The sequence below is a fragment of the Pseudochrobactrum lubricantis genome, assembly GCF_041929865.1.
Taxonomy (GTDB): Bacteria; Pseudomonadota; Alphaproteobacteria; order Rhizobiales; family Rhizobiaceae; genus Pseudochrobactrum; species Pseudochrobactrum saccharolyticum.
In genome coordinates this window covers 296,944-309,884 of record NZ_JBHEEE010000005.1, presented here as the reverse complement: position 1 = coordinate 309,884, position 12,941 = coordinate 296,944, and the positions used below count along the sequence as shown (strand labels likewise).

The following is a 12,941-nucleotide window of genomic DNA, read 5'->3' as shown; positions in this document are numbered from 1 at the left end:
GCGTCAAGTTGATCCAACTTGACATAATCAAGAAGTCAAGTTGATCCAACTTGACTGTGAAATGCTCTAGCCGGCGACGAGATGTCCCCCGCCGATATCCACGAGTTTCACGCGCTCAGGCTGCTGACCGGCTTTCCAGACAGGGCTTGGAATTTCACCGGTGAGCCGCAGGCTTTCACCACGCTGACGGCGCGGATCAGGTACCGGCACCGCAGAGAGCAGACGCTTTGTATAGGGATGCTGCGGATTGCTGAACAGCTGCGCGCGTGTTCCCATTTCCACAATCTGCCCCAGATACATCACCGCCACACGGTCGGAAATATTCTCAACAACCGCCATATCGTGACTGATAAATAAATAGGTAACGCCGGTTTCTTTCTGCAGATCACGCAGCAATTCCAGAACTCTTGCTTGAATAGACACATCAAGTGCAGCAACACTTTCATCACAAACAATGAGTTTCGGTTTCAGTGCCAGCGCACGGGCAATACAGATGCGCTGGCGCTGCCCGCCGGAGAACTGATGCGGATAACGGTCATAGACTGCAGCGGAAAGCTCCACGCGCTCCAATAATTCGCAGACCCGCGCTTTTTGTTCCGCAGCTGTGCCAATATTATGAATAACCAGAGGTTCGCGAATAAGCTCACCTATTGTCATCCGCGCATCAAGCGCCGCCATCGGATCCTGAAACACGATCTGCAACTCGCGGCGCATGGCTTTGCGCCCTTTATAATCGAGTTCGCTCAAAGCCTGCCCGCCGACATCAATCCGGCCGCTATGCTGCACAAGTCCGACCAGTGCTTTGGCCATAGTGGATTTACCGCAACCGGATTCACCGACCAGAGACAGCGTTTCCCCGCGATAAATATCCAGCGACACATGTTCAACCGCATGAACATTGGCTGCCACGCGCCCGAGCAGGCCTTGCCTAATTGCAAATTTTACCGATACATCATCATAGCGCACCAGAACCTCACGCCCCTCATGCAGAGGGCGTTTGGCACCGGCACCGATACGCGGCACCGCCGCCAGCAAATCCTTGGTATATTGTTCTTTGGGCGTATCAAACAGATCAACCGTGCTTGCGGTTTCAACCATTTTCCCTTTGCGCATAACAATAACGCGGTCGGCCATTTCCGCGACCACGCCCATATCATGGGTAATCAGAATAACCGCTGTGCCCAGTTCCTTCTGCAAATCACGCAGCAGATCCAGCACTTCCCGCTGAACCGTCACATCAAGTGCTGTGGTCGGCTCATCAGCAATCAGCAAAGCCGGTCGCAGCGCAATAGCCATGGCAATCATCACACGCTGGCGCATACCGCCGGATAATTCGTGCGGATATTGTTCCAGCCGTTTCTCCGGCTGCGACAGTCGCACCGCGCGGACAGCTTCCAGTGCACGGGCACGCGCTTGCGCAACTGAGAGCGGTTCATGCGCACGGATTGCTTCTGTCAGCTGGCGTCCGATAGTCATCACCGGATTAAGCGCCGTCATCGGCTCCTGAAAGATCATGGCAATACGCGCACCGCGTACTTGCTGCATTTTCTTTTCAGGCAGACCGGTCAGTTCCAGATCACCGAAGTGAATGGAGCCGCCGGTTACCCGTACCTGAGGCTGTGGCAGCAGCCCCATACAGGCAAGCGAGGTGATCGACTTGCCTGAACCGCTTTCCCCCGCAATTGCCAGAGTCTCACCCCGATGCAGATCGAAACTGAGCCCCTGAACAAGCGGCATCAACCCGTCTTCAGTACGGGCGGAAACCTGCAAATCCCGTACCGACAAAACAATATCAGCCGCAGGATCAGCAACGGGAGAAAGCATCGCTACACTCATTCGAATACTGCCCTCGGAAAGTAGAAGCTGACGACAACATTCGGCATATCCACGATCTCGGAGATACGCAGATCACCGCAGGTCGAAACCAGCATATAAGCATCAACCGGATCCATCTTCTGTGTGGTGGCCAGAAGATCGACCATATTGGCCACGGCATCACGTGCGGCAGCCCAGAGATCAGGGCCAATACCTGTGGTGACTTCATAACCCTTGGCATCGAGATGACGGGTTACAGGCCCCGGCGTGGTGAAGCGCGGGGTTTTCAGCGGCTGATTTTTGATGAGGTCAAGCGTCAGCACAACATCGAACGGACTTTCGATAGCCGTACCGCAGACTTCTCCGTCGCCCTGTGCGGCATGAGTGTCGCCGACCGAGAATAATGCACCATCCACTTCAACCGGCAGATAGAGTGTCGTGCCCGCGGCCAGATCCCGGATATCAAGATTACCCCCAACACGGCGTGGCGGCACCACGCTGTGATGACCTTTTTCCGCCAGTGCATTGCCGATTGTCCCTGCAAAAGGCTTGAGCGGTACGCGACCGTTCTTACCGAACAAGGCAGGCTCCATGCTGGTGGCATCAAATTTCCACACATGCAAAGCAGGATCAGGAAACTGGTCAGTCAGCAGGCCGAAGCCCGGAATATTCGCTGTCCAGCCGAAACCTGCACCGTCCCGCAGCTGCGGCGTGAAGCTTTCAATCGTCACCTTCAGCACATCACCCGCTTTTGCGCCGTCGACAAAGATCGGGCCCGAAACAGGATTAATCTGACCAAAATCCAGCGCCTGAACATCCTCAACAGTGGACCGGGGGCCAAGCTGGCCCCCTGAACTGTCAAGGCACTGAAACAGGATCGTTTCACCCGGAGCGGCAGTCAGAACAGGCGCAAAGCTGTTATCCCAGCCGAAATGATGCTGACGGGCGTGAATCGTGTGGTTGCAGTGCTTGCACATGCCTGCTTACTCCTTGATATACACGTAATCGTAATTGACCGGTATCGACACCGGATCAACATAAAGCGCATCGTCACCGCCCATACGCGCTGACTTCAGCGTGAAGCGCTGCTCGTTGAAAACCGGTGCCCATGGCGCATCTTCCATCACCTTGGTGTAGATTTCCGACCATTTGGCCAGACGCTCATCAGCCTTTGCAGGATCGACAATGGAATCTGCCTCCGCAGCTTTCTTGTCGAGATCTTCACTGCAATATTTCGACCAGTTCCAGCCGCCCTCTACCGCACCGGCACAACCAAGGATCGGGCCGTAGAAATTCGCCGGATCAGGGAAATCGGCAATCCATGCCATACCGCCGGACCAGATCATCGGAGCATTGCCCGCACCGCCTGCTTCAATCACATTGGCCTGCGCCAGCGATTTAATACCGGCCTTGATGCCGATTGCTTTCAGATCCTGCTGGATTGCCTGCGCAATACGTGGGTTCGGATCGGTGTTCATGACATAGAGTTCAGTCTCGAAACCATCCGCATAGCCTGCATCGGCCAGCAGTTTCTTGGCCGCGGCCTGATCATAGACATAGCCTTTATAGTCTTTTGTGTAACCCGGCATTGACGGTGGAAGCGGCTGGGTGGCAGGCACCGCACGGCCGTTAATCACCTGAATGATACGGTCTTTATTGATCGCCATATTGACGGCGCGGCGCACTTCCACCTTGTCAAAAGGTGCTTTGGTCACATTCATCGTGACATAACCGGTGTGGAGCTGGCCGCCTTCGACAACATTCTTGGACTGTTCAGGATCTTTCATCACTTCGACAAATTTTGCCGGCGGAATGCCGTCGCCCGGAATGTCAATTTCGCCTTTCTGCGCGCGCAGCAGGGCTACAACCGGCTCCTGCCCGACTTCCACGGTGAAACGGTCGAGATAAGGAACGCCGGAAATCCAGTAATCAGCATTTTTCTCAAAAACAAGACGCTGGCCGAGTGTCCATTCAGTCAGCTTGAAAGCACCGGTGCCGACAGGTTTTTTACCAAAATCCGCGCCCGCAGCCTCCACAGCTTCCTTCGGTACGATGAAAGAGAAATTCAGCGCCATAATGTGCAGGAAAGTTGCATCCGGACGTGAAAGCTTAATCACAACCGTATTGGCATCCGTGGCACTGACACCGGAAAGTGTCGCGGCTTTACCGGCAGCGGCATCATCATAGCCTTCGATCATCGAGAAGAAGCCCTGCCCCGGGGACTGGGTTGCCGGATTAACAACACGGTTCAGGGAGTAGAGCACATCATCTGCGGTGAATTCACGGCCGTTGTGGAATTTCACGCCTTTACGCAGTTTGAATGTATAGGTCTTGCCGTCTTCTGAAATCTCATAGCTTTCGGCCAGACCCGGACGCAATTCCGTGGTGCCCGGCTTATAATCCATCAAGCCGTCAAAGACCGATTTAATCATCGACCAGTTCTGCCAGTCATAGCCGATCGCCGGATCGAGTGTTGCCACATCATCCTTATAGGTCACGATCATATTGCCGCCGGATTTCGGCTCTTGCGCCTGTGCCGGAGACATCGCCTGCATTGCCACCAGACCCGTCAGAGCAGTCGCCAGAGCGGTTGAAAGGAATAGTTTCTTCATTGCCTCACTCCTGTTTAGAATAATTAACGTAGCTTGATGCGCGGATCGATAAGCGGGGAGATCAGATCGGCGATGAGATTGCCCAGCACAATGCCGCAGGCAGAGACGAGCGTTACACCCATGATGATCGGAATATCGACACGCTGAATGGCCTGCCATGCCAGCTGTCCGATGCCGGGCCAGCCGAAAACACTTTCCACCACGACAATGCCCGACATGAACATGCCGATATCGATGCCGATCATTGCAATAATCGGCAGAATGGCATTGGGCAGAGCATGGCCGAAAATAACGCGGCTGCGGCCAAGCCCTTTGGCACGGGCAGTGCGGATAAAATCGGCACGCAGCACATCAATCATGGACGAGCGCACAATGCGCGAATACCAGCCGGAGCCGAGAATACCGAGGGTCAGCGCGGGCAACACAATATGCGAGAAACTGCCATAGCCGCCAATCGGGAACCAGCCGAGTGTGACCGCGAAAACAAATAACAACAGCAGAGCCACCACAAATTGCGGTGCTGAAACGGTCATGAAACTGGTCAGCATCAGCGCATTATCAAGCAGCTTGCCGCGATTGAGCGCTGCAACAATTCCAAGCGGCAGGCCGATCAGCAATTCGCAGATAATCGCCGCCACCAGCAGTTGCAAAGTAGCGGGCAGACGTGACAGGATGAGGTCGGTTACTTCCGTTTTCTGCAAGTAAGAACGACCGAGATTCCCGTTGAGCAGGTTCCAGAGATAATCGCCATATTGCACGATAAAAGGCTGATCCAGCCCGAGCTGTTGCCGGATACTGGCAACGGTTTCCGCTGTGGCTGAACGTCCTGCAATCTGCCGTACGGGGTCGGCAGGCAGCACATAGAGCAGCACAAAGGTGATGAAAGAAACACCAAGCAGGATCAGCGCGGACTGGATCAAACGTCGGAGAATATAGGCAAGCATCAGTCACGCCCCTGTTGTGTCGGGTCGAGAATATCGCGCAGCGCATCCCCCACGAGATTAAAGGCAAGCGCCAGCAACAGGATCGCGGCACCCGGAATGAACACCAACCAGGGCGCGGACTGAAAATAGGTCTGGTTTTCGAAAATAATATTACCCCATGATGGTGTCGGCGGCTGCACACCGACGCCCAGATAGGACAGAGTTGCCTCCAGCAACACAGTCGTGGAAATGCCGAGCGTTCCCCAGACAATCAGTGTCGGGATCAGATGCGGCAAAATATGCCGGAACAGAATACGGCCATGGCCTGCACCCAGTGTTTTTTCCGCAGCGATATAATCACGCTCGGCCAGAGACGAGGTTTGCGTATAGATCACCCGTGCCGTCTGCACCCAATTCACAAAGGCAATCACCATCGCCACAATCCAGAGTGACGGCGAGAAAATCGCCGCCAGACAGATCGCCAACAGCAGTGCTGGAAAAGCCATCATCAGATCGGTAAAGCGCATCAGCACCGCACCGGTAATGCCGCGAAAATAGCCCGCTGTCACACCGATCAGCGTGCCGATCAGCAGGGCTGCACCATTGGCCACAACCCCGATCACCAGAGATGTCTGCGCACCATAAAGCAGACGCGAAAACAGATCGCGGCCAAGCAAATCCGTGCCGAACCAGAACTGCTCTCCCGGCGGCATCGGCGCGCCTTCAATCGTCAGCCCGTCAAAAAACTGCTCATTGGGATCAAATGGCGCAATCCATTTGGCGAAAACCGCGCCGCCGACACAGATCAGAATGATGATCAGCCCGAGCAGTGCCAGCTTGCGCTGCAACAAGCGCCGCATAATGGATGAGCCGCGTTTTGGTGCCGTAAACGGTTCAGGCGAGGTCGATGCGTCTGCCATCATTGGCGCCCCTCTCTGCAGAATGATTGGCGACAATGCGTTCGGCCGCAGTCTCGATTGTAACCTGCCAGGCCATGGCAACCTGCCGCAGCAGATCATAGGCCTCGGCTTCGGTTTTACCCTTCATCATGGAGATCATCACAGCCTGCACAATGGTCTGGCGGGCGGACAGCCGGTTTTCCAGATCCGTAATCAGAGCTTGTGATGCTTTCGCCTGATCGAAATTACTGCGTGCCACCAGCAGTGCCGCATAGACGCCTTTGTCGCTGACAGGCTTGAGCAATTGCGCATGAGCGCCCATATCCATCGCCCATTTTAACCGCCCCGGAACTTCCGAACCGATAAGCGCAATCATCGGCATAGGCGAGCCGCCTGCACGCCATGGAAACTGCTCATTATGGCCGCTATCGGCATCGTAGAATATAAAATCAGCGTTGAGGGCTTCAGCCGGCAGTTCCGGCCATGCCTCCCGCACATTCAGCCCGATAACACTTAATTGCCGGATCAGACCCTGAACGGACGGATGCGGACGATGGAGTATCCACGCTACGGCCCCGCCGAGATTTTCCGTTCTGATCCGCATTATGACACCACCTTCAGAAATCCTGTGCTTTGCGGGCGCTGGACATGATGCGTGAGATAAGGATCTGCCCGCATTTGCGGCAGGCGTTTGATTTCTTTGAACTGATTGCCTTCGAGACGGGCAATGACTACCGGCTGCGCGGCATGAAGATTTGTCGGGTCAAGCCTTGGCTGATAGCCATGCTGCAATGCAGCCAGCAACAATTCCGATAAAGACAGTTTTTCCGCATGCGGACGATTATGCAACAAATTTGCCAGCTCATGCACGGCTTGCCGCGACATTTCCAGCAATGAGCCGCCCTGACCATTTTCAGGCTCAAACCACGGCCCCGCCGAGATAAGGCCTGCGGCCGCACCATTGGCAGGAGCGATTTCGCACTCTGTAAAATTGCAGGACAAAACTGCCGGACTGTTCTCAGAACCAAATTCAGCTTTCAGACCGGCCAGCCGCTGCAAAAACGCATAGGAACTGTCACCGACCAGAGAATTCAAAATAAAATCCGGCTTCAGCGCGCGGATATCATGGATAATATGATCGAGCTCCGTATCGCCGATTGCCAGATAACGGTCGCCGAGAACTGTACCGCCCGCATAAGCAATTTGCTCACGGGCAATCCGCGCCATTTCCCAGCCCCAGATATAATTCGAGCCGACAAAATAAGCCCGCTTGCCTAAGACAGGCAGCGCCCAGTCCAGCAATGGCAGCAAATGCTGATTGGGACATGAATGCATATAGGCCACACGTTCCGAGGCTTCAAAACCCTCATAAGGCAGCGGATACCACAACACGCCATCGAAACGCTCAAGCTCGGGAATAACCTCTTTTCGGGAAGCGGAAGTTACACAACCAAAAATATGACGTACCTGAGAGTTTTGCAAAATCTCGCGGCAGAGCGGCGCATAACGATCCACCCTTCCCTCAGGGTCACGCTCGATCACATGAAAGGCGACATCCAGCGCATTGTCCGCATTCACTTCATCAACGCCCTGCAAAACACCGGCACGGCTGGCGCGCGAAATAGCGGAATAGTTTCCGCTCTGTGACTGCAAAAGGCCGATTTCAACAATGCGTTTCATCTTACCCCGAAAAGAAAAAACCCCGCATCGAACCTCACCACTCTGGAGAGGCCGAAACGGGGCTTGGATGCCATTTATTGAATGGCATTTAATATAAGATTTTCGCGCTTTGCAAGATGTATAATGAATAGGAGCACAAAGAGAAATTTAATTGCGCTAAAAGCGACAAAAATGTCGCTTTAATTATTTACAGTCCCATGTGATGTTCAGCTATATCATCCTCATATTCACGCACAGTTTCGTCCTTGGCGAATAGAACGCACGGGCCGTAAGACCCGCGCGGATCATAAGCATAACCTTTTTCCGCCAGCGCCTGTGTTATATCGCGGATACCGGCCAGACCGTAGAGATGATCATGAAGCTCAAGAAAAATACGTTCAATGCCGCTCAGATCCGCTTTTTGCAGCAGATCGCGCTCGGCACCTTCAATATCCATCACCAGCACATTGATATCATGCGCAGCTATAAAATTATCAATATTGGCTGAGGCCAGCGAAATTTCATGCTCATAAGGCCCCTGCTCCTTGTCCATTGAAGACATCCAGAGATCTTTGCGGACATAAAAACGGTGATCGGCCGGTTCACCTGCAGCGAGAATACCCTGCGTCAGCAACACATTGCCCGCAGTATTTGTATCCAGCACACGCTGTGCAAGTGCTGCGGTTGAAGGATTGGCTTCAAAAGCCCAAATCCGCACATCGGGGATCGTGGCCATCAGAGAGGTGATCACACCGATACCGGAACCGAGCTCCAGAACACGGTCGCCGCGTTTCACCGCTTTAAAAACCCATTTGGCTTCTTTAGCCTCATAACGCCCGCTGATAATTGCCTGCCAGATAACAGGCGAAACTTCATCAGGGGCGAAAGGGATCTTAATACCGTGCAATGTGACAGTGTCCACGCCTGTGCTCCTTTGGCGCTTGAAATTTGCGACATTTCAGGAGCACAAACAGGCTGCCCATGCGCTCTTCTGAAAGAATAGGCAGGACATAACATATATATGAAATTTAGTATATTTTTTAACGCATTATATTGCTTATATTATGTGCGAAGATGCGCCAGCTCAGAAGCTGAAACCGGACGGCCGAACAAATAACCCTGAACCTGATCGCAGCCGACCCGTTTCAGACATTCCAGCTCTTCTTCGGTTTCAATCCCTTCTGCAATCGTAATCATACCAAGGCTCTGACCGATCCCTGTCACCAGTTCCACGATAGCCAGAGCATCAGGATTGGTGGTCACATCACGGATGAAAGACCGGTCAATTTTGATCTTATCAAAGGGGAAGCTGCTCAGGCTGCCCAGCGATGAATAGCCGGTACCAAAATCATCCATGGCAATCTGAATACCAACGGCTTTCAATTGCCGCAGCGTATGCAAAGTCTGCTCATTCTTGTCGAGCAAAACGGATTCTGTAATTTCCAGTTCCAGCCGCTCAGGATTGAGTCCGCTTTCCCGCAAAATTGACGTGACGCGCTGGATCAGATTTTTTGTGATGAACTGTACCGGTGACAGGTTGACGGCAACTTTAAACGGTCTGCGCCAGCGGACAGCCTCCTGACAAGCCTGTTGCAGAACCCAGTCTCCCAGCTCATGGATCAGGCCGGTTTTCTCGGCAACCGGAATAAATTCTGATGGCGGAACAGCACCGCGCACCGGATGTGTCCAGCGCAGCAATGCCTCATAACCGCAAATCTCACGCGTATAGGTGTCGGCCTGCGGCTGATAGAAAACTTCCATCTCGCCGTTTTTCAGCGCATCACGAAGATCGGCCTCGAAGGCTTTTTTCTCGACAAGCCGCGTTTGCATATGCGGCTGGAAAATGCAGGCATGGCCGGTACCCAGCGCTTTGGCCTCATAGAGCGCAAGATCGGCATGTTTGAACAGCTCTTCCACATCAGGTTCGGTCGAGGAAATAGCAACACCGATACAGGTGCCGATCTTAATTTCCCTGTCATTGATATTATAGGGAGAGCTGATGACGCGCATCAGATGGCGGGCAAATTCAAGGGCTTTTTCAGGAAAAAGGCCCGCTGATAAAACCGCAAATTCATCACCGCCCAGACGGCAAATCAGTTCATCTTTATGGCTGAACTCAACCAAACGGTTGGCAACCGCCTGCAAAAGCACATCCCCGACATCATGCCCCAGCGTGTCATTCACATCCTTGAAACCGTCAAGGTCAAACAACAAGACCACGGCAGGCGGCCCGCCTTCCCTCGCATCCTTCATACGCGCATTGAGATCCTGACGGAACAGAACACGGTTCGGCAAGCCCGTCAGCGCATCATGATGAGCTGAATGCTCAAGCCGGTCATTCTGCGATTGCAATTCACCCGATGTTTCACGCAGGTCTTCTGTCAGACGCTGCATATGCCCGTGTGCACGGTTCAACATACTGTTCTGGCGCAGCAGCAGGATAATCATGGTGATACCGCAGAGGATAAGTCCTGCTGCAAGGGCAGTATAAATATAATGGAGATTGCCCACTTCAAGCTGTGCGGCATCAATCACACTCACATCATATTCAACAGAAGAAGATGCCAGCCCAGTCAGCGGCCCGACCAGCTGGCTCATTTCCGGCAAAAGCTCTTTCGCCCGTTCCGGTGTGAGTTCCGCCAGCTGATGATCCAGCTTATTAAGCGCGGCGCGGAGATTTTGGATAACCAGATAGCGGGATGGGTCTTTATTGACGAATTCCTGCAAGGTACCTTGCTGCACAAATTCCATGCGGCTGATCATGATATCGAGCCGGAGCGAAATCTCGTCAATATCCGCATTTTTCAAGCCGAGAGCATAAGCGGCAAGTTGCTGTTCAAGGCGCAAATATTCTGACACCATCTGGCTGACAGCCCAGGAGTCATTATAACGGGCAACCTTCTGCAGTGCAGTTTGTCGCTCAGCAATGACATAGGCTATGTAGCCTGTTGCCAATACAAAACAGCAAATAACAATACCGAGTATGCGTCTCACACAAGCCTCTATTCGACTATGAGCTTCGCCACCTGCCACGCGGAGCGTGTGTAGTAAGTCTGGCTTTGCAATTGCGGATCACTGTCATACGGGTAGATAATGAAAAGCGGCCCTTTCTCGCGGACCGTGATAAAACTTCCGTCACGCTTCATGGCCAGTATGACCTTAAATTTCTTAAAGTCTTCTAACGGAATTTTCGTCACATAATCATTCAGTGCCACAGCTGTAACAGTTGTGCCCTTGGCACCGACCGTTTCCATGAGCTTGTCGAGAGACACGCCTTCAAAACGGGTTCGGCCGTTATACCACGGGTTAGCGGTCTCTGTGACCTGCATCCCCATCGCCACCAGCATGTCGCGGTCAAATTCTGCGGTATCGCCGTTGTTCTTATTTTCAATCGCACCGGATATCACCAATATCGGCTTACCTTCCGGCTTTGCGAGTGAACCGGCAGCTGCACCGGAAACCATCATACAGGTCAGAATCAGATAGATCACCAAGCGCTTTAAGATCATTATATTTCTCCCTGATAATTTAGAATAATATATTGAAATCCATCAATCAGTACATGGGAAAATATGCACATCCCAATCTATTTGTTTTAAGGTAAATTAGCCGTTCATTTTTAACGCGTCCTTGCGAATCACATAAGTCTATGCTTATCTGTTAGGCATGACAGAAAACGATATTTTCAAGGCTCTGGCCGATCCGACACGACGCGCTGTTTTTGAAAAACTGGCAACCGGCAGTATGAATGCCAGCTCCCTGCGCGAAGGTATGGACATCAGCCAGCCGGCAATGTCCCAGCATCTTGCGGTTCTTCGCAGCGCTAAACTGATCAGAGAACAGCGGCAGGGACGCTTTGTGAATTACGAAGTCGATCCTGAGGGGCTTGCCCTCATCGCCCAATGGCTTGCAAAATACCGCGCTTACTGGCCTGCACGTGTTGATGCCCTCAAAACCCTGCTGAAGGATATGGATCAATGACACAGGAAGAGCATACAGAAAACGCAGTCCGTCTTGTCTTTGAATATGATCTGGATGTCAGCCCGCAAAAAGTCTGGCGTGCGATCAGCATTCCTGAACTGCGGGCAGACTGGCTGCCGGACGCCGGTCTGAGTGAGACAGAACCGTCTGCCATTATTCCGCAGCAACAAGCCTCTTACAGAATGCGGGAAACGGAACCACCATATCTTGAAAGTGTCGTCACTTTTCAGATTGCCGCCAATGACAATGGCGGCACCAGTCTCACGATTATTCATGAGCTTGATGATGCGCGCCTGCGTCTCAAACCACAGGCAGCCAATACCAATATGCAGTCTGTCATGCGTGCCGCGTAAAATATAACAGCCTTATAATCTTCTAAAACGGAGCTTGCCGATGCGCGAGATGATGCAACTCGTCCCTATGGTTGTTGAACAGTCAGCAAAAGGGGAACGCTCTTTCGACATTTACTCCCGCCTGCTGCGCGAGCGGATCATTTTCCTCAATGGCGAGGTCAATGATACTGTGGCCGCTCTGGTCTGCGCACAATTGCTGTTTCTGGAAGCGGAAAACCCGAACAAACCGGTCAGCCTTTATATCAATTCCCCCGGCGGGGCGATCACCAGTGGCTTGGCCATTTACGACACCATGCATTATATTCACGCGCCGGTGCACACATTATGCATGGGAACCGCCCGTTCCATGGGCTCATTTCTGCTGATGGCCGGAGAACCGGGATTTCGTGCAGCATTACCCAATGCCAGTCTGCATGTGCATCAGCCGCTTGGCGGTTTTCAGGGGCAGGCATCCGATATCTTCATTCAGGCCGAAGAGATGCGCAAAACCAAACATCGCGTCATTGAATTCTACGCCAGACATTGTGGCCGCAGCTATGAAGAGGTTGAACAAACTCTGGACCGCGACCGTTTTATGGATGCGCAGGAAGCACTGGAATGGGGCCTGATTGATAAAATTCTCGACAGCCGGTCACTCTGACCGGCTGCCTTTATGAGAAACCAGAGCATTTCACAGTCAAGCTGGATCAACTTGACGCC

The 12,941-nt window shown here is 52.9% G+C and carries 13 protein-coding genes; 3 read left to right on the top strand and 10 right to left on the bottom strand.

Translation table 11 applies throughout. The features are described 5' to 3' along the window. Nucleotides 1-66: 66 nt before the first annotated feature. The 10 genes from JNC80_RS12705 to JNC80_RS12660 form a co-directional block, all read right to left on the bottom strand. A complete protein-coding gene (locus JNC80_RS12705) occupies nucleotides 67-1,836 on the bottom strand; it encodes an ABC transporter ATP-binding protein (RefSeq protein WP_376710556.1) in 1,770 nt (589 codons plus the stop codon). After that, nucleotides 1,833-2,792, bottom strand: coding sequence for an acetamidase/formamidase family protein (locus tag JNC80_RS12700; RefSeq protein ID WP_213600280.1), 960 nt, complete (start codon nucleotides 2,790-2,792; stop codon nucleotides 1,833-1,835). The genes JNC80_RS12705 and JNC80_RS12700 overlap by 4 nt, the downstream gene beginning before the upstream one ends. Nucleotides 2,793-2,798: 6 nt before the next feature. Beyond that, nucleotides 2,799-4,427 carry an ABC transporter substrate-binding protein gene (locus JNC80_RS12695; RefSeq protein WP_376710555.1) on the bottom strand — a complete coding sequence of 543 codons (1,629 nt, stop codon included), beginning with the start codon at nucleotides 4,425-4,427 and terminating at the stop codon, nucleotides 2,799-2,801. A gap of 23 nt (nucleotides 4,428-4,450) precedes the next feature. Continuing rightward, nucleotides 4,451-5,371, bottom strand: a complete 921-nt coding sequence (locus tag JNC80_RS12690) for an ABC transporter permease (protein ID WP_022712029.1) — start codon at nucleotides 5,369-5,371, stop codon at nucleotides 4,451-4,453. Then, nucleotides 5,371-6,210, bottom strand: a complete 840-nt coding sequence (locus JNC80_RS12685; RefSeq protein ID WP_238481542.1) for an ABC transporter permease — start codon at nucleotides 6,208-6,210, stop codon at nucleotides 5,371-5,373. Before JNC80_RS12685 ends, JNC80_RS12690 begins: the two co-directional genes overlap by 1 nt. Nucleotides 6,211-6,244: 34 nt before the next feature. Further along, nucleotides 6,245-6,853, bottom strand: coding sequence for an ANTAR domain-containing response regulator (locus JNC80_RS12680; RefSeq protein ID WP_376710554.1), 609 nt, complete (start codon nucleotides 6,851-6,853; stop codon nucleotides 6,245-6,247). Then, nucleotides 6,853-7,929: a transporter substrate-binding protein gene (locus tag JNC80_RS12675; RefSeq protein ID WP_376710553.1), complete on the bottom strand. Its 1,077-nt coding sequence runs from the start codon at nucleotides 7,927-7,929 to the stop codon at nucleotides 6,853-6,855. The genes JNC80_RS12680 and JNC80_RS12675 overlap by 1 nt, the downstream gene beginning before the upstream one ends. A 187-nt stretch (nucleotides 7,930-8,116) precedes the next feature. Next, nucleotides 8,117-8,830: an FkbM family methyltransferase gene (locus tag JNC80_RS12670; protein ID WP_376710552.1), complete on the bottom strand. Its 714-nt coding sequence runs from the start codon at nucleotides 8,828-8,830 to the stop codon at nucleotides 8,117-8,119. A gap of 140 nt (nucleotides 8,831-8,970) precedes the next feature. Next, nucleotides 8,971-10,902: a putative bifunctional diguanylate cyclase/phosphodiesterase gene (locus tag JNC80_RS12665; protein ID WP_376710551.1), complete on the bottom strand. Its 1,932-nt coding sequence runs from the start codon at nucleotides 10,900-10,902 to the stop codon at nucleotides 8,971-8,973. 8 nt (nucleotides 10,903-10,910) lie between these two features. Beyond that, entirely contained in the window at nucleotides 10,911-11,417 is a 507-nt protein-coding gene (locus JNC80_RS12660) for a putative pterin-binding protein (protein WP_022712023.1), read from the bottom strand. Between the two features lie 157 nt (nucleotides 11,418-11,574). Here JNC80_RS12660 and JNC80_RS12655 point away from each other — a divergent pair, with 157 nt between their 5' ends. The 3 genes from JNC80_RS12655 to JNC80_RS12645 are packed head-to-tail and all read left to right on the top strand — an operon-like array spanning nucleotide 11,575 to nucleotide 12,882. After that, complete coding sequence (locus JNC80_RS12655; RefSeq protein WP_376710550.1) at nucleotides 11,575-11,889, top strand: ArsR/SmtB family transcription factor; 315 nt, start codon at nucleotides 11,575-11,577, stop codon at nucleotides 11,887-11,889. Beyond that, nucleotides 11,886-12,242, top strand: a complete 357-nt coding sequence (locus JNC80_RS12650; RefSeq protein WP_376710549.1) for an SRPBCC family protein — start codon at nucleotides 11,886-11,888, stop codon at nucleotides 12,240-12,242. The genes JNC80_RS12655 and JNC80_RS12650 overlap by 4 nt, the downstream gene beginning before the upstream one ends. Before the next feature lie 40 nt (nucleotides 12,243-12,282). Then, nucleotides 12,283-12,882, top strand: a complete 600-nt coding sequence (locus JNC80_RS12645) for an ATP-dependent Clp protease proteolytic subunit (RefSeq protein WP_225688719.1) — start codon at nucleotides 12,283-12,285, stop codon at nucleotides 12,880-12,882. Nucleotides 12,883-12,941 lie beyond the last annotated feature (59 nt).

Bases quoted from the DNA above. Each gene is read 5' to 3' on its own strand.
- JNC80_RS12705 (WP_376710556.1), bottom strand. From the start codon at position 1,836: ATGAGTGTAGCGATGCTTTCTCCCGTTGCTGATCCTGCGGCTGATATT.
- JNC80_RS12700 (WP_213600280.1), bottom strand. From the start codon at position 2,792: ATGTGCAAGCACTGCAACCACACGATTCACGCCCGTCAGCATCATTTC.
- JNC80_RS12695 (WP_376710555.1), bottom strand. From the start codon at position 4,427: ATGAAGAAACTATTCCTTTCAACCGCTCTGGCGACTGCTCTGACGGGT.
- JNC80_RS12690 (WP_022712029.1), bottom strand. From the start codon at position 5,371: ATGCTTGCCTATATTCTCCGACGTTTGATCCAGTCCGCGCTGATCCTG.
- JNC80_RS12685 (WP_238481542.1), bottom strand. From the start codon at position 6,210: ATGCGGCGCTTGTTGCAGCGCAAGCTGGCACTGCTCGGGCTGATCATC.
- JNC80_RS12680 (WP_376710554.1), bottom strand. From the start codon at position 6,853: ATGCGGATCAGAACGGAAAATCTCGGCGGGGCCGTAGCGTGGATACTC.
- JNC80_RS12675 (WP_376710553.1), bottom strand. From the start codon at position 7,929: ATGAAACGCATTGTTGAAATCGGCCTTTTGCAGTCACAGAGCGGAAAC.
- JNC80_RS12660 (WP_022712023.1), bottom strand. From the start codon at position 11,417: ATGATCTTAAAGCGCTTGGTGATCTATCTGATTCTGACCTGTATGATG.
- JNC80_RS12655 (WP_376710550.1), top strand. From the start codon at position 11,575: ATGACAGAAAACGATATTTTCAAGGCTCTGGCCGATCCGACACGACGC.
- JNC80_RS12650 (WP_376710549.1), top strand. From the start codon at position 11,886: ATGACACAGGAAGAGCATACAGAAAACGCAGTCCGTCTTGTCTTTGAA.
- JNC80_RS12645 (WP_225688719.1), top strand. From the start codon at position 12,283: ATGCGCGAGATGATGCAACTCGTCCCTATGGTTGTTGAACAGTCAGCA.